This window comes from Vibrio sp. ED004, from assembly GCF_023206395.1.
Lineage (GTDB): Bacteria > Pseudomonadota > Gammaproteobacteria > Enterobacterales > Vibrionaceae > Vibrio.
The window spans coordinates 763,334-779,204 of the sequence record NZ_CP066150.1 but is presented as its reverse complement, the minus strand read 5'-3'; the positions used below and the strand labels follow the sequence as shown (position 1 = coordinate 779,204).

The following is a 15,871-nucleotide window of genomic DNA, read 5'->3' as shown; positions in this document are numbered from 1 at the left end:
ATGAATTGGGATCAACCCACTTTGTGATTAGAAAATATTTCAATACAATGTTTAGAACATTATCAAACACAGGTAGATAATATGCTTCTTGAAGACTTGCAGGTCATTTTAAAAGTAGCGGAGTTTCGTAGTATCACCGCAGCAGCCACCAACCTAGACATGCGTACCGCAACCGCGAGTGCTGCCGTCAAACGTGTCGAAGCCGCACTGGGTGCTGAACTGTTTGTAAGAACCACTCGCCATTTAAGGCTCTCTTCTGCTGGCGAACGCTATTTACCTGAGTGTGAGCAAGCCTTGAAGATGTTAGAGCAAGCAAAGCTCAACATGCGTGAAGAGCTTGGTATCTTGGACGGAGAAATCCGTATCGCGCTTTCTTCAGATTTAGGACGTAATCTCATTACTCCTTGGCTTGATGAATTTCTGCTTGAATACCCAAAGGCAACGCTTCGTACCAGCATCAGTGACAGCAACATCGATTTTTACCGTGATTCTGTAGACATGGCTTTGCGTTATGGTTCTCCGAATGATGCCAACATGTACGGCTTTAAGATCTGCGATGTGCCGAGAATATTGTGTGCAGCGCCTGAATACTTGACCGAGATAGGAACACCAAATCAACCAAGCGACCTAGCTGATCACAATGGTTTGCTGTATCAGCTGCATGATATGTTGCAAGACGAATGGGTGTTTAACGACGGTAAACAAGATCATAAAGTGAAGCTAAAAGGGAATCGCGCCTCGAATGATGCTGACCTTGTTAGGCGCTGGTGTGTGGCTGGGAAAGGCGTGGCGATAAAGTCTTGTTTAGATATGTCGAGTCATTTGCTTTCTGGCGAAGTGGTTAAAGTCATGCCTGAGTTCAAGCCAACCTCAACCGAACTGTGGTTAGTGTGCCCGAGTCGTCAATCCATCACTCCGACCGTTCGCCTATTAAGAGATCTATTCCGCGAGAAAACCGCAGAGATCCTTTCTCAACTGAGTGAGCAAGGCATTATAGAAGCTCAAAAGTCTTAACGACCTAAAGATGAAAAAGGCGTTAGTGAACTTTAATCCACTAACGCCTTTAATCATTTGAACATTACACCCTATTGATGGATGTATCGTCTAATACGAGTGCTTAGTTTGACTCGTCTTCAACATCACAGTCAGCACAACACTGAAGTGCAATTTCATGCTCGAAAGTGATTGTGTCTTTACCTTCTTCTAGTAGTTCTGCGATTTCATCAGCGACTTCTTTCTCATCATCCGCTTCGATGCCGCTTGCTAGCTCTTCTTCTGAATAACCAAAGAAGTTCAGCAGCAAATATTCGCGAGCTTCTTCTTTCGTACAAACCACATCTGCAGAAAGATCTGGCGTAACTTCACCTTGAGCAAGCGTCGCAGTGACTTGTGCTACAGCAGCATCTTTCATCGCAGGCGTTAACCAACCAAGATCAGTACTTACAGATGTCTTTTTACAATCGAAGCAAGGCAGTTGGTGAAAGTAGTATTGAAAGGTAGTCATAGGTAATTTCTTCTTTAAATGTTGTATAGCGAGATTATGCGCGTTTTGTAGCAAAATACTATCTCAATCACAACCAGAGACTGATTCGTGAGGGTTATTTTTACGAACACGGCGCAAGCCGGTGCCATTATCCAAGCAAACGCTGTTTTACCATTTATTACTCAGCTTTACGCTTGTTTACATTCGTGCCGTTATTATAAGTCCTATTCAAGAACAAGCATGGCATCCCAGCAGATGATCTAGCTTCTGCTCAGTTTAATTGTATTTGGCTTAACTTACTTGCACTTGGCTTATTTTGAACCACGCTTACTTACATCATCCCACATTGGATCTCTATCAATGATCAACACAAAACATCAGGCTCTTGCCATTTCATCTATCGCATTACTCGTGACAGGGTGCTCACCATCATCAGACACACCGTCTGTCAGCAACATCAACGATTACCAAGGCTTAGCAAGCATTACTCAAGGCAGAGCCACTACCGTTGAGTCGAATCTATTTGAATGTGAAAACGGGCGCGGCCGAGTCGCCGGTGTTGGGGAAATTACAGACTCTGAAGGAAAGGTTTGGACAGTTCCTGCCGAAAACAACTTTGCGAGCGGTCCAAAAGCCTTTGATCTTTATGAAGAGTGTTCAAACAACACACCAAGCAGCCTAGCGGATGTTGACCAAACTTTGGTTCCGGTAGTCGAAATTGACCCTGACGGCGAAGAAGTGACAGGCTATATTTTTGCCGATAATTATTTTGAACTGTACATCAACGGCACGCTAGTCGCAGTCGATACGGTTCCTTTTACGCCGTTTAACTCAAACCTTGTTAAGTTCAAAGTTAACAAGCCCTACACGATTGCAGTAAAGGTGATTGATTGGGAAGAAAACCTAGGCCTAGGTACAGAAGACAACCGTGGTAAAGCGTATCACGCGGGTGATGGTGGTTTTATCGCGAGCTTTAGTGATGGAACCGTTACAAGCGCAGATTGGCAAGCTCAAACATTCTATACCGCACCGATTTACGACCTAACTTGCTTGAGTGAAGTAGACGGAAAACGTCTTTCTGAAAGTTGCACTACCGAAGGTACTGATCACGGGCAAGATGCGTACGCCGCTCACTGGGAAACGCCAAGTAATTGGATGGATCAAGAGTTTGATTCAGCCTCATGGCCTCAAGCATCGGTCTACTCAGAAGACGATATTGGCGTAAACAATAAAAAGGCATACATGAACTTCATTGAAAAATTCAGTGGCGCCGGAGCAAGCTTTATCTGGTCTACGAACGTTGTTCTCGATAATGAAGTACTTCTAAGGTACGAAGTTAAATAGCTTTCAACTAACTACAAAAGACACATCGAGTAGGGTGAGGCGTTACCGCCTCATCCCTCTCACAGAACCGTACGTACGGACCTCGTATACGGCTCATGCACACTTCCATTCAGCATATTGGCTGAACACATGCCCTGTCCTTATTGTTCCAAGATTTACCAATCCTTGGTCATTAAACCATTGATTTGGCATCGCATAGCTTGATAGGGGACTCGCTGCACTGACCCAACTTGTCATTGAGATATGTTGGAACGGCGGCTTATACCCTAACTGTTTTAACCTTCGGTGTAACCGTTGAGGCTTCTTCAAAGTTTCAACTGGATACTACGAAGTCTTCTTCGTAGCCACCCTGCTAACCTTGAGAACTCTCTGCTGTTATTGGTGATCCTGAAGTATTGACTGAACCCTCTTAACACTGGGTTTAAAGCTTTTATGACTTGCTCAAGTGGCTTACCGCACCCTCGCTTTGTCAGTCGCTTTAACTTACTTTTGAACCCTTTCAGTTTCTTAGTTTGAATGCGGGTAAATTGACTCCCGATTTCTACACCTAAGAACTTCACGCCATCACGGCTGTGCGCTATATGTGATTTCGTCTGATTCACTGTGAGTTTAAGCTCTCCTTCTAGGATCTTCGTCGCTTGTGCAAGGGCATTCTCTGCTCCTGCCTTGCTACGACAGAAGATGAGTATGTCATCCGCATAACGAACGAGCCTATGGTCACGCTTTCGCATTTCCTGATCGAACGCATCAAGGTAGATATTGGCAATCAAAGGACTGATAACACCACCTTGTGGACTTCCTAGCTCTGTCTCCTGCCAACTACCGTCTATCATCACGCCACTTTTCAGAAACTGTTTTATCAGCTCTAACACGCTGCTATCTGTGACTCGCCTTCTGATGCTCTTGAGGATCAACTCATGGTCGAGTTTGTCAAAGCACTTCGACAAGTCCATATCTACGACGTGCTGTAATCCGTATCGGCGGATAAACATCGTGGATTTGTTGATTGCATCGTGACAACTTCGATTCGGTCTATACCCAAAACTTGATGGGTGAAATTGCTCTTCGAAGATGGGAGTGAGGATATCATTGAGTGCTTGTTGGACAACTCTGTCCCTAACGGTTGGGATCCCAAGCAATCGTACCCCTCCGTCTTCTTTGGGTATCTCTACTCGTTTGACTGGCTGAGGTTTGTATTGCTTGGTTTTGAGTTCAGAGAGGAGTTGATCGAGGTTATCACTCAGATTTTCGGCGTAGTCGCTCAGGCTCTGCTCATCTATTCCAGCCGCGCCTTTCGCTTTCTTTACCTTTTTAAACCCTTTATACAGCCTCTCTTTGTTGAGCAGATGACCATATAAACTGTAATAAACTCGCACTTTCTCTCCTTGGGTTGTGTGCTGTGTGGGGACAAGTGTTTCATGTCCAGTGTGGGTGTTATTTCTCTCTGCTATTCAGCCTTCTAGCTCAATGGCAATTTACTGAAGTGTGTCAGAGTTACTCCCCTATACGGTTTCTTAGCTCAGTATCTTGCTTCCACAATCAACCAAACTAGGAATACCCCGATAGCGATTCGGTTTGGGTATCACTGAAAAAAACATCTGTTCATCACAGACTTAAAGTGTACTTCCTCCCTTCGCAGCACTGAGTGCTTTTGGCATTTCAGTGCTCCATCAGACTTGATGCTGATGGTCAGCTAAGTTTTCTCCTCCACACCATTACTGGGCTTCTCGGGCTTAGCCTTACTCACTACTACGGATTCATCTGCCACCTCGCACCAACACAGCTCTTAGCTTTCGCTTCGAGTTTGTGCTTCCAGACTTTGGCTGTGGTGTCAGGCTTCCCCAGTTACTGCACTGGCTCCCTGTTAACAATGCCACCTCAAGCACAGCATAGGTCTGACTGAGTATAGGGCTTCGCGCTATTTCGGACGCTTACCCACCTATATTGCCGAAGCAGGTTTACTTGCGTTGTGTACTGTTAACTTCCTATCGCTTCCTTCAGACCCTGCCGTTAGCCAGCAACGCCCTTGCGATTCGGATTATCTTCCCCTCAGTCGGGGTGATTCAGGTTTCTTTCAACCTAACGGGTTTGCCAGCTTCGCTGGGCAAACAAAAAAGCGAGCCACTTAGGCTCGCTTTTAAATATTTGTCTTGCTTAGGCTTGAGCCTAGATTACAGAAGCTCTACCGACTGTTGAGCAATAACGAACTCTTCGTTGGTTGGGATAACCATTGCTACAGCATCTAGCATTTCAGACTTCGCGATGATTCCTTCAGCGCCAAAGCGAGCAGCTTCGTTACCAGCTACATCTTCAACGAAACCAAGAATCTTAAGGTTGTTTAAGATCTCACGACGAATTGGTAGAGAGTTCTCACCGATGCCGCCTGTGAAGATGATACCGTCTAAAGAATCTAGCGTTGCTAGGTAAGAAGCAACGTATTTAGCTACACGGTAAGTAAACACCTCAAAAGCCAGTTTAGCGCCTTCATGGCCCTCTTCCATTGCTTCTAAAATGCCACGAGCATCGCTCGTAAGACCAGACACGCCTAAGAAGCCAGACTCCTTGTTAAGAGAGTTGAAGACTTGCTCTTGTGACCAACCTTTCTTAAGTAGGTACTCGATGATGCCTGGGTCTAGATCACCACAACGTGTGCCCATCATTAGGCCAGAAAGCGGTGTGAAGCCCATAGAAGTATCAACACTGTTACCGTCTTTGATAGCACATACAGATGCGCCGTTACCTAGGTGAACAGAGATGAAGCTCGACTTCTCGATTGGCTTGTTAACCATTTTCGCAGCTTCACGACTAACGAAGTAGTGGCTAGTACCGTGGAAACCGTAACGACGTACGCCGAAATCTGTGTATAGCTCTTTTGCGATTGCACCTGTGAATGCACGCTGTGGCATTGTTTGGTGGAAAGCAGTATCAAATACAGCGAACTGAGGTAGAGAAGGGAAAGCTTCAACTGCAGCACGGATACCGATAGCACCTGCTGGGTTATGAAGTGGAGCTAGGTCAGATAGGCTTTCAATCTCGTTCGTTACTTCTTCAGTAATGCGAACCGTTTGAGTGAACTTCTCGCCGCCGTGAACGATACGGTGACCGATAGCTACGATATCTGCCGTGAAGCCTAGATCTTCCATCAGGCCAACCAATTTGCCAATGGCAATTTTGTGGTGGTTATCTTCACCTTGAATGGCAATTTCAGTTTTCTCGCCTTGGAATTTCCAGCTCATGCGAGCATCTTCAAGACCAAAACACTCCCCTAGGCCACTTAATACTGCTTCACCAGAAACAGAATCGATTACAGCAAATTTTAGGGATGAACTACCCGAGTTAATAACCAGAACAAACGAATTAGACATTGGATATGGATCCTGTTTCAGTACGAATTGGATGAAGTGTTTACTTCAATTTTAGTTAAGCCCATTATTCAATAATTTTTGAATCTTTCAACTTTTGTTTTGAAAAAATCACTAAATGAACACAATTAAGTTGATCTTAGTCATTAATTTATTTATTTCGAGAGCGAAATTAAAAAATAGTTGAATAAGAAAATTGATAAACGAGTACCGCAAACGAATGCTAACGTTATTTTTAACTTGATTTGCTCGATTTGGCGGATTCGGTGAGTAAGCTCATTTCACGAGAGAAAACAGTAAAATCCCCCCCCCCATTAAACACCTGAGACTCCCAAAAACTCCCCCGCTCCAATAAACCTTCTACACAGCAAATTAAGTGACTTTCATACATTTCGGCAAAACCTGTAGCACGTGATTTAAGTATAGTCTTACAACGCCATACAGCCACGCTAACGGCAGTTGATGCTCACTTCACGTCGTCTTGAAGTTGGTTTAATCATTTTGAGCTGAACTATCGATGAAAGCAGTCAATCGCGGAGTTTGAATGGCTTGCTTTAAATGCGGGCAGCACAATCGGAAAGATGAATGAGCAGGCACAAAAATGTATGGTCCGCCCCGTTATTGCAACTACAATTAAGTAATAACGGAGTTGGTTTGCGCTAATGTATTCGGAGTCCTTGTTGGGAGCACTAGCTTCCCAGCTCCACGATGATATCCGCGCCAGATTATCCTTAAAAGCCCAAAGCATTGATTGCTATTTTTGTGTCAGGTTCTTAATCTGGCCGATTGACCGTTTTGTCATCACGTTCATTGGCGTTGCAAACTTGGTTATAGCTAAACAGCCTTAAAAGCTTGGCGGTGGTATAACACCGCCCAAGCTATCCTCACTAGCTTGTTGGCTAATGCAACTACCACTACATTAAATGGTTTGGTGGCTCGTAGGTTCACAAGCCACTCTCCAAACACTTTCCCTGTCGTCTCTAGCCTAGAGAGTACAGCTCTTGCGCCATGGATAAACAGAGTTCTGAGGTGCTTATTTCCTCGTTTACTCATACCAAGTAGCTTGGTATTTCCTCCCGTTGAGAATTGCCTTGGTACAAGTCCCAACCAAGCCGCCATCTCGCGGCCATTGGTGAAGTTACTCGGAGAGCTTACATCAGCAATACACAATGTGGAGGTAAGATCGCCAATTCCAGGGATAGTTTTTAATAATTGAGCACTTTCGTTATTATAAACAATAGTTTGAAGCTTGATATCTTGGGTTTTGATTTGTTCATTGAGGTACTTGTAGTGTTCATGGATAGATATCAATTCACATAGCAAGCTTTTTGGTAGTGATACTGTTTGTTCTGCTAACCATTGAAACAGAGACTTCATCTTTGCATGCCCTTTGGGAAAGCTAAGGCCAAACTCAAGTAAGATCGCGCCGATCCGCGACATAGTGGCGGTTCTCTCCTTGATATAACTATCTCTGACTCGATGAATCGCTGCGATGACTTGAGCCTCTTCACTTTTTACAGCCACAAATCTCATGGTCGGTAGACTCGCAGCCTCTGCGATCGCTGAAGCATCGATGAAATCGTTTTTATTGCCTTTGACATAAGGCTTTACATACTGAGGAGGAATAAGTCGGGGTTGATGACCAAGCTCACCACACTTTCGAGCAAGCCAATGAGCACCGCCACAAGCTTCGAAAGCAATAGTTGTTGGTTCTATTTTACTAAGAAAGATTAAGAGTTGATTGCGATTAAATTTACGACGAAGCACCTCCACCCCACAACGGTTATGTTCGATAGCATGGAAGCAGTGTTTACCTAGGTCGATACCTAAAATATGAATAGAAGACATATGGTTCACCTCATTCTGAGAGCCTACTCTAAGCTTAAGGGCTTGAGAGTGAGGCGGACCATATAATTAAGCCGAGCATTACGCTCGGCTTTTAAATTCAGTGTCTAGACTAAAGCGTCTAAGCGAAAGGTTGATTAACCTTCGTTACGCTCTGGACGACGACCACGGTTACCGCCGCCATTGCCGTTACCATGGCCACGTTCGCCACGGTAGTTACCACGGTGATCGCCACCACGGTTACGGTCGAAACGACGCTCGCCATCACGGCCGCCTTCACGGTTACCATCGCGTGCACCATCACGGTTGCCACGGTATCCACCACGACCGCCTTCACGGTTGCCACCTTCGCGGTTACCATCACGGTTACCACGGTAGCCGCCGCCATCACGACCGCCACGACCACGGTTGCCATCACGACCGCCGCCGCCACGACGAGGCTCACGGAAGTCGTTGAAATCAACAACAACAGCGCCAGCTTCTTTTTGACGAATACGTAGTTTGCTTAGTTTACCAGCAGTTTCAGAGTTCATTGCTTTTGGCAGTTGAACGTAAGTAGAACCTTGGTCTAGCTTGATAGCACCGATAGAACCTTTAGTTAGGCCAAGTTCGTTTGCTAGTGCGCCAACGATGTCTTTAACCTGAACGCCTTGCTCACGGCCAACTTGTAGTTGGTAAGTATCCCAATCTTGCGTATTGAAGTTGCGATCGCCACGACCATTTTCACGGTCTTCACGACGCTCTTTGCGACGGTTCTTGTCACGCTCAATAGCAGCAATCATTGGGTCTTCGCCAACGTAGAATAGTGGGCTCTTACCTTGCTGACGCTTAAGAAGCATTGCAGCTAGAGTAGCAGCATCAACTTCTAGAGACTCTTGAAGTGTAGAGATAAGACCTGCAAAGTTTTCTAGAGCTTTGCTTTCTTTCTCTGTTTCAAGTTCAGCGCCAAGCTTAGCAACACGTGCTGCAGCAACTTGGTCACGTAGAGGAAGTTGGATTTCTTCCATAGATGACTTAGTAACGCGCTCGATAGTGCGAAGCATGCGAATTTGGTTAGTGCGAACTAATAGGATCGCTTTACCTTTACGTCCAGCACGGCCAGTACGACCGATACGGTGGATGTAAGATTCAACATCGAATGGGATGTCGTAGTTGAATACGTGAGTGATACGTGGAACATCAAGACCACGTGCTACAACGTCAGTTGCAACTAGGATGTCGATAACACCTTGTTTGATGTGATCAACAGTGCGCTCACGTAGAGACTGAGGAATATCACCGTGCAGTGCAGCAGCTTTGAAGCCACGTGCAGATAGCCAATCAGCTAGACGCTCAGTGTCTTGACGAGTACGTACGAATACGATTGACGCGTCAGTTTCTTCAGTTTCAAGAAGACGAGACATTGCTTCGTCTTTTTCTACGCCTTTAACAACCCAGAAGTTCTGCGCTACTTTGTCAACTGTGTGGTTAGTACCAGCAACGTCAACTTTTGCAGGGTTACGTAGGTAACGATCAACAATAGTCTTAACCATTGGAGGCATAGTTGCAGAGAAAAGTACACGTTGTGCAGTTTCTGGAGCTTGCTCTAGGATCCAAGTAACGTCATCTACGAAGCCCATTTTTAGCATTTCATCTGCTTCATCAAGAACAAATGTGTGTGCTTCATCTAGGTGTAGACGGTCACGAGTTAGTAAATCTTTAACACGACCTGGAGTACCAACAACAATGTGAGCACCGCGGCTTAGAGCGCGCATTTGGTCAACGATTGAAGCACCACCGTAGATTTCAATAACCTTAAGACCTTTGATATCACGGCCAAGGTTTTTGATTTCCGCAGCAACTTGAATCGCTAGCTCACGAGTAGGAGCCATGATGATTGCTTGTGGTTTGTGTTGGTTTAGGTTGATTTTGTTAAGTAAAGGCAGAGAGAATGCTGCTGTTTTACCAGTACCAGTCTGTGCTTTACCTAGTGCGTCACGGCCTTCAAGTAGAAGAGGAATAGCTGCTGCTTGGATTGGAGTCGGAGAAACGAAACCCATGCTATCAAGAGCTGAAAGAATGTTATCGTTTAGGGCTAATTCATTAAATTGAATTACAGATTCGGACATTGGGATCCCACTATATATAAGTAAACAAAAGGTCCCGGGAGCTCTATCAATTCCAATACTGATCCAATCAGATACTGATTCCATTCAGAGTTACGAAGCAGTAATAAAACACTTCAAGCCATTAGGGACGTCTAAGGGAGGCGGATTATTCCCTAAATGCATAAAAAAAGCCAGAAAAAATTGAAATACATCACATATTTTTCGGTTTTATATCAATACTGGCTATCATATCGTCAAACTTGATGAATATCTCGTCATAGCGAAGGACATCCACCAAATTGACCTAGTTAAATAAGCCGACAATTAATTTACGCTCACTTCGGCTTTAAGTAGTAATCGGGTCTCGCAATGATTATAGTGTGCTCAATTGTTCTCGTTAGATAAAAGTAAGATGTTTCAAGATAATCCTCTACTCGCTCAGCTCAAGCAGCAAATCCAAGAAACCCTCCCTAAAAAGGAAGGTACTATCAAAGCTACTGAAAAAGGCTTTGGTTTTCTCGAAGTTGATAGCAAAACAAGCTTCTTTATCCCGCCTCCATACATGAAGAAATGTGTTCACGGTGACAAGGTGATTGCCATCATTCGCACCGAGAAAGAGCGCGAAGTAGCAGAGCCAGAGGAATTGGTGGAACAAGGTCTTACTCGCTTTATTGCCCGAGTTAAGCTTTTCAAAGGCCGTTTGAACGTTGTTCCTGATCACCCGCAACTGAAAAAGCTGCAACTTAAAGCGAAAGCAATGAAGGGGTTAAACCCTGAAACGCTTAAAGAAGGTGACTGGGTTGTTGCTCACATCGTTCAGCACCCATTAAAGGGTGACAACGGCTTCTTGGCTCAGATTTCTGAAAAAATAACAGACGCTGATGACAAGATCGCACCTTGGTGGGTAACGCTGGCACAGAACGACCTACCAAACAGCGAGCCTGCAGGCATCGACAACTGGCAGATCAATGACGATGCTGATCTTGAACGTGTAGACATGACGCACGTACCTTTTGTGACCATCGATGGTGAAAGCACAAAAGATATGGACGATGCGCTTTACGCGAAGAAGAAAGAGAACGGTGATTTTGAACTGACGATTGCGATTGCTGATCCTACGGCTTACATCTCTCCTGATGATGCAATGGATAAAGTGGCTCGTGAGCGCGGTTTCACGATTTATCTTCCGGGTCGTAACATCCCAATGTTACCTCGTGATCTTGCAGACAACTTGTGTTCACTGATCGAAAACGAAGTTCGTCCTGCTCTCTGCTGCACAGTAACGGTATCTAAAGATGGCGTTATCGGCGACGACATCAACTTCTTCGCTGCAAACATCAAGTCTCACGCTCGTCTTGCTTACGACAACGTATCAGACTGGCTAGAAACAGGTGCATCAGAGAAGTGGCAGCCATCAGAAGAGATCGCTGCGATCGTTTCTGACCTTCACCAATTCGCTCAAGCACGTTCAGCATGGCGCTCAGCAAACGCTGTTGTGTTCCCTGACCGTCCTGATTACCGCTTTGAACTTAGCGAAGATAACGATGTTGTTGCTATTCATGCAGACATGCGTCGTAGCGCGAACAAGTTAGTTGAAGAGTCGATGATCAGCGCAAACATCTGTGCAGGTCGCGTGTTAAAAGAGAGCTTCAACCAAGGTGTGTTCAACTGCCACTCTGGTTTCAAGGCTGAGAAAGTCGCTGACGTTCTTGAGCTAGTTAACCCACAAGCGGAAACACCATTCACTGAAGAGCAAATTGTTTCTCTTGAAGGATTCGCGACGCTACGTCGTTGGTTGGGTTCTTTAGACAACAGCTACTACGACAACCGTATTCGTAAATTCCAAGCGTACAGCGAGATCAGCAATGAGCCTGCACCACACTACGCAATGGGTTTAGACATTTACGCGACTTGGACATCTCCAATCCGTAAATACGGCGACATGATTAACCACCGCATGCTTAAGGCGCACATCCTAGGTAAAGCGCCAATTCAAACACCAGATGAAACCATCGGTGATGAACTTGCCCTGCACCGCCGTCACCACGGTATGGCTGAGCGTAATGTTGGCGATTGGTTGTATGCTCGCACTCTAGCGAACGCTCCAGCAGAAGAAACTCGCTTCCAAGCAGAGATCTTCGACATTAACCGTGCGGGTATGCGTGTTCGTTTACTAGAGAATGGTGCTGCGGCATTTATCCCTGGTTCTCTCATTCTTGATAATAAAGAGAGAATCGAGTGCAACAGTGATATGGGCACTGTATCTATCGATAAAGAAATGGTATACAAACTGGGAGACGTTTTAGAAGTAGTTCTCTCAGAAGTTAATCAGGAAAACCGTAACTTAGTCGCAAAACCGACTCAAGTATTTGCGGACTTGCCTAGCGAGCCTGAAACAACCAACGAAACCGAAGCTTAAGACCTTTAACGGTTACAGCTTGCAAGGTTAGGGCCTTCAAGGTCAAAAGCTTTAAAGCTTCAAGGTTCACTTCTAAAGGCGCTAATTATTAGCGCCTTTTTTGTAAATGTCTCATGCTTAAACAATACTTAAAAAAACAATCAATAAGCAACCAATTTACAACGTCAAAGAAGCGCACTATGTCATCAATCACAGTTACTCAGTTCAGAAACTTCATTCCCAGGAAACGAGAACGCTACCCCGCCTCTAAAAACGGTATCTTCATGGTATCGAAGGGCAGCATTTCTTTCGTGCTACCTAATGGCACTGAAGCCTCGTTACAAGCGGGCGATTTCACACTTTACAATTCTGGTCAGATTAAAGACATCACGGTTAACACTGAAAATGGCGAATTTAGCGCAACCTGCTTAGATTTCGACTTGGCTATTTTTCAGAAGTTCATCAATCAGTTCAGCGATTTAGAATCCACTCGAATCCCAGACAAATACATCAAGTTCAATCAAACTGATACTGAAATCTACCAGTTGAAAGAGCTCATCATGTCGCTCGCCAATTCTTCTTCTCAGAATGACTACGCACTCACTCAATTAGGCTTAAGTTTGCTGTCACTGATGGTAGAGCAATATCCTGCTCTTTTGGTCATCATTGCTCGAGCTTCGAGATTAACCGTGACGCAAAAAGTCATTCACTACATCGAACAAAACATAGAAAACAACATATCTTTGGACACACTCGCGAGTTACATGGGAATGTCGCCAGCAACGCTCAAACGTCGTTTGTCGGCTGAAGACCTTTCGTTTTCGAATCTATTGAAGATCAAGCGAATTGCCCACGCCGCTACGCAGTTAAGAACATCGGATAAGTCGATTACTCAAATTGCGTATGAATCTGGCTTTAAAAGCGCCGCTCACTTCAGTACTGCCTTTAAAACTTATCACGGAAAAACGCCAAAGGACTTCCGTTCGTTAATTGCACGAGCGCAACAACAAGGCATTAAACCGCCAGTCTAATGTGTAGGGAAACAAGTTAATAAGGCGCAAGTAGTAAAGCTTTGGCGTTGCGCCACTTACTATGAGGTCAAGCCACCAACGACGTTAAAATGATCGGTTATGACCAAAAATATGACTTAGGATCTTTTTCTATTTCAGCCAGAATAGCATCAAGCTCCTTCGATTTAGGAAGGTAGGGATAAGGTCCCCAGTTCACGGAATCAGTTTCGGCATCGTCTTCAAGCGGCACCATCACCAACCAACAAGATAACGATTCATCAAAGGTCACGCAGGCGATCTCATTTGTGTAATCACTATGAGATGAGTCGAGCAGGTAATGGGCCTGAGAAAACAGCACACCGCCCTCACACTCTTCATATAGGGATTTGCCTAGCTCTACCGGTAAATTGCTACTTCGAGAAGTACAGAGCCTCTCAGCTCCAATTAAAAGACGATTCAGTTCTATATGAATAACGGACATAACACCCCTTGTAACTTCATAGAAACTTCTAAGTAGTGAATTCCTCTACTTAGCTTAGGACTCAACGAACATTTTAGCGAACCAGCGAAAACAAAATACCCTCCCTGCTCCCAGAAACGAATCCTTCTTATCCAAAGTTATCTTACTTTCAAAGACGAACCCGCCAGCTATACATCGAGCATATAGAATTTCACAAAAGTGTCATATAACCGACCTATCATATGCGACAAATGTTATTAACTAGGAGTTGTTTATGTTACGAGTCGCGCTTGCCTCTCTTTTATCCTTAGCCCTGTCTTCTCACGCTGCTTTTGCACAAGAAACCAATATTTCGGGCTCCACTTCGGTATCACGAGTGATGGATGTATTAGCTGAGGAGTACAACAAGACTCACCCTGATAACTATATTGCGGTTCAGGGCATCGGTTCTACAGCGGGCATTACCATGGTTAATAAAGGTGTGTCTGATATCGGTATGAGCTCACGCTACTTAACGGACCGTGAACAGAGCGACAAGCTGAAAGTGTTCCCGATTGCTTTTGATGGCCTAGCTGTCGTAACTAACCGTTCGAACGGTGTAAGTAACGTTACTCGCGAACAGTTATTCGATATCTATAAGGGCAAAATCACCAACTGGAAAGCCGTAGGTGGTGCAGATCAGCCTATCGCGGTTGTGACTCGTGAAGCGTCTTCTGGTTCACGTTACAGCTTCGAAAGCCTGCTTGGTTTAACAAAAATCATTAACGACCGTCTAGTGTCTGACATCAACCCAAATAACTTGGTTGTGAACAGCAACAGCATGGTAAAGACGATTGTTAACCATAACCCACACGCGATTGGTTTTATTTCTGTAGGTTCTATCGACCGTTCAATTAAAGCAATCACATTTGAAGGCGTAGAGCCGACATCTAAGAACATTGCCAACCACAGCTATGAATTAGCTCGCCCATTCTTATTGCTGCACAAAACAGACTCTGTTTCTGAAGAAAGCAAAGACTTCATTAAGTTCGTGAAGTCAGAGCAAGGGCAAGATCTTATCGAAGAGTACGGCTACACTCGCATTAAATAAGTGAGTGAGTGAGTTTTATCTAATGAAAACAAAAAGAGAGAGCATAATGCTCTCTCTTTTTTTGAATCTTTATGAATCGCTTGTTTACAAATCACTTAGAAGTGAAGTTGAATCACCGAAACGATAACAGCGCCAGGACGACGAATACCTTCGATTTCTACGCGGATTTCGCGCTCAATCTCTAGGCCTTTCTTAATTGGCGTCACTTTTGTTAACGTACTTTTAGCACGAACGTTGCTGCCTGATTTCACAGGGTATGGGAAACGTACTTGGTTAAGACCAATGTTTACAACCATCTTCGCTGTTGGGAATTGAGACTTGTCAGGATCAACGCTGTCAGTAAGGCGAGGAAGCAGAGACAAAGTTAAAAAACCATGTGCGATGGTTGTTTTGAACGGAGAGTCTGTTTCAGCCTTAGAAGGCTCAGTGTGGATCCACTGCATGTCTTCAGTCACAAGGCCGAATTGGTTAATACGGTCTTGACTTACATTGATCCAGTCGCCAGTATGGATAACTTCACCGATCTGCTGATTAAGCTCGTCAAACACAAGCTGTGCTTCAGGCTTTAATACGATCGGTTGCTCCACAGGCATCTCTGGTGCATCTTCGTTTACTGCAGGTTTGTGGTGATCACGAACCCACGCAAAGAAATGGCTATTTTGCGTACGATTAAGAAAGTCACCCCAGTAATCTCTAAGAGCTGGAGACATCCATTGCATAAACTCTGAGTGTTGCGAAGACACGCTGTCGCCTCGGTGTTTAAATAAATCAATGACTTTCATAAGAACCTCA

11 protein-coding genes and 1 pseudogene are annotated in these 15,871 nt (G+C 44.7%); 5 read left to right on the top strand and 7 right to left on the bottom strand.

The window, feature by feature from the left end:
• Positions 1-81 precede the first annotated feature (81 nt).
• Positions 82-1,014, top strand: coding sequence for a LysR family transcriptional regulator (locus ITG10_RS20915; protein ID WP_017633124.1), 933 nt, complete (start codon positions 82-84; stop codon positions 1,012-1,014).
• A gap of 103 nt (positions 1,015-1,117) precedes the next feature.
• On the opposite strand, the gene ITG10_RS20910 is transcribed toward ITG10_RS20915, so the two are convergent.
• Positions 1,118-1,504, bottom strand: a complete 387-nt coding sequence (locus ITG10_RS20910) for a hypothetical protein (RefSeq protein ID WP_017633125.1) — start codon at positions 1,502-1,504, stop codon at positions 1,118-1,120.
• A 339-nt stretch (positions 1,505-1,843) separates the two neighbouring features.
• On the opposite strand from ITG10_RS20910, the gene ITG10_RS20905 reads away from it, so the two are divergent.
• Positions 1,844-2,827: a hypothetical protein gene (locus ITG10_RS20905; protein ID WP_017633126.1), complete on the top strand. Its 984-nt coding sequence runs from the start codon at positions 1,844-1,846 to the stop codon at positions 2,825-2,827.
• A 93-nt stretch (positions 2,828-2,920) separates the two neighbouring features.
• On the opposite strand, the pseudogene ltrA reads toward ITG10_RS20905, so the two are convergent.
• From ltrA to ITG10_RS20885, 4 genes and pseudogenes are all read right to left on the bottom strand, one after another.
• Positions 2,921-4,203: pseudogene (gene ltrA, locus ITG10_RS20900) on the bottom strand (group II intron reverse transcriptase/maturase).
• Positions 4,204-4,998: 795 nt separating this feature from the next.
• Positions 4,999-6,192, bottom strand: a complete 1,194-nt coding sequence (locus ITG10_RS20895; protein ID WP_248387120.1) for an acetate/propionate family kinase — start codon at positions 6,190-6,192, stop codon at positions 4,999-5,001.
• Positions 6,193-7,023: 831 nt separating this feature from the next.
• On the bottom strand, positions 7,024-8,037 hold the full coding sequence (locus ITG10_RS20890) for an IS110 family transposase (RefSeq protein ID WP_248387119.1): 1,014 nt from the start codon (positions 8,035-8,037) through the stop codon (positions 7,024-7,026).
• Positions 8,038-8,171: 134 nt separating this feature from the next.
• Positions 8,172-10,226 carry a DEAD/DEAH box helicase gene (locus tag ITG10_RS20885; RefSeq protein WP_128644454.1) on the bottom strand — a complete coding sequence of 685 codons (2,055 nt, stop codon included), beginning with the start codon at positions 10,224-10,226 and terminating at the stop codon, positions 8,172-8,174.
• 307 nt (positions 10,227-10,533) lie between these two features.
• On the opposite strand from ITG10_RS20885, the gene rnb reads away from it, so the two are divergent.
• Together rnb and ITG10_RS20875 are read left to right on the top strand one after the other, a co-directional pair.
• Entirely contained in the window at positions 10,534-12,540 is a 2,007-nt protein-coding gene (gene rnb, locus ITG10_RS20880; RefSeq protein WP_017633339.1) for an exoribonuclease II, read from the top strand.
• A 179-nt stretch (positions 12,541-12,719) separates the two neighbouring features.
• Positions 12,720-13,550 carry an AraC family transcriptional regulator gene (locus ITG10_RS20875; RefSeq protein ID WP_017633338.1) on the top strand — a complete coding sequence of 277 codons (831 nt, stop codon included), beginning with the start codon at positions 12,720-12,722 and terminating at the stop codon, positions 13,548-13,550.
• Positions 13,551-13,647: 97 nt separating this feature from the next.
• Here ITG10_RS20875 and ITG10_RS20870 read toward each other — a convergent pair whose 3' ends face one another.
• On the bottom strand, positions 13,648-14,010 hold the full coding sequence (locus ITG10_RS20870; RefSeq protein WP_017633337.1) for a DUF3024 domain-containing protein: 363 nt from the start codon (positions 14,008-14,010) through the stop codon (positions 13,648-13,650).
• A gap of 253 nt (positions 14,011-14,263) precedes the next feature.
• On the opposite strand from ITG10_RS20870, the gene ITG10_RS20865 reads away from it, so the two are divergent.
• Positions 14,264-15,079 (top strand): phosphate ABC transporter substrate-binding protein, encoded by an 816-nt coding sequence (locus ITG10_RS20865; protein WP_017633336.1) that lies wholly within the window; start codon positions 14,264-14,266, stop codon positions 15,077-15,079.
• 95 nt (positions 15,080-15,174) lie between these two features.
• Here ITG10_RS20865 and ITG10_RS20860 read toward each other — a convergent pair whose 3' ends face one another.
• The gene (locus tag ITG10_RS20860; RefSeq protein WP_123300660.1) at positions 15,175-15,861 is read right to left on the bottom strand and encodes a MaoC family dehydratase; all 687 of its coding nucleotides are present in this window, start codon (positions 15,859-15,861) and stop codon (positions 15,175-15,177) included.
• Positions 15,862-15,871 lie beyond the last annotated feature (10 nt).

Coding starts and splice junctions, on each gene's coding strand:
- ITG10_RS20860 (WP_123300660.1), bottom strand. CDS start 15,861: ATGAAAGTCATTGATTTATTTAAACACCGAGGCGACAGCGTGTCTTCG.
- rnb (WP_017633339.1), top strand. CDS start 10,534: ATGTTTCAAGATAATCCTCTACTCGCTCAGCTCAAGCAGCAAATCCAA.
- ITG10_RS20910 (WP_017633125.1), bottom strand. CDS start 1,504: ATGACTACCTTTCAATACTACTTTCACCAACTGCCTTGCTTCGATTGT.
- ITG10_RS20870 (WP_017633337.1), bottom strand. CDS start 14,010: ATGTCCGTTATTCATATAGAACTGAATCGTCTTTTAATTGGAGCTGAG.
- ITG10_RS20905 (WP_017633126.1), top strand. CDS start 1,844: ATGATCAACACAAAACATCAGGCTCTTGCCATTTCATCTATCGCATTA.
- ITG10_RS20865 (WP_017633336.1), top strand. CDS start 14,264: ATGTTACGAGTCGCGCTTGCCTCTCTTTTATCCTTAGCCCTGTCTTCT.
- ITG10_RS20885 (WP_128644454.1), bottom strand. CDS start 10,226: ATGGAATCAGTATCTGATTGGATCAGTATTGGAATTGATAGAGCTCCC.
- ITG10_RS20895 (WP_248387120.1), bottom strand. CDS start 6,192: ATGTCTAATTCGTTTGTTCTGGTTATTAACTCGGGTAGTTCATCCCTA.
- ITG10_RS20915 (WP_017633124.1), top strand. CDS start 82: ATGCTTCTTGAAGACTTGCAGGTCATTTTAAAAGTAGCGGAGTTTCGT.
- ITG10_RS20890 (WP_248387119.1), bottom strand. CDS start 8,037: ATGTCTTCTATTCATATTTTAGGTATCGACCTAGGTAAACACTGCTTC.
- ITG10_RS20875 (WP_017633338.1), top strand. CDS start 12,720: ATGTCATCAATCACAGTTACTCAGTTCAGAAACTTCATTCCCAGGAAA.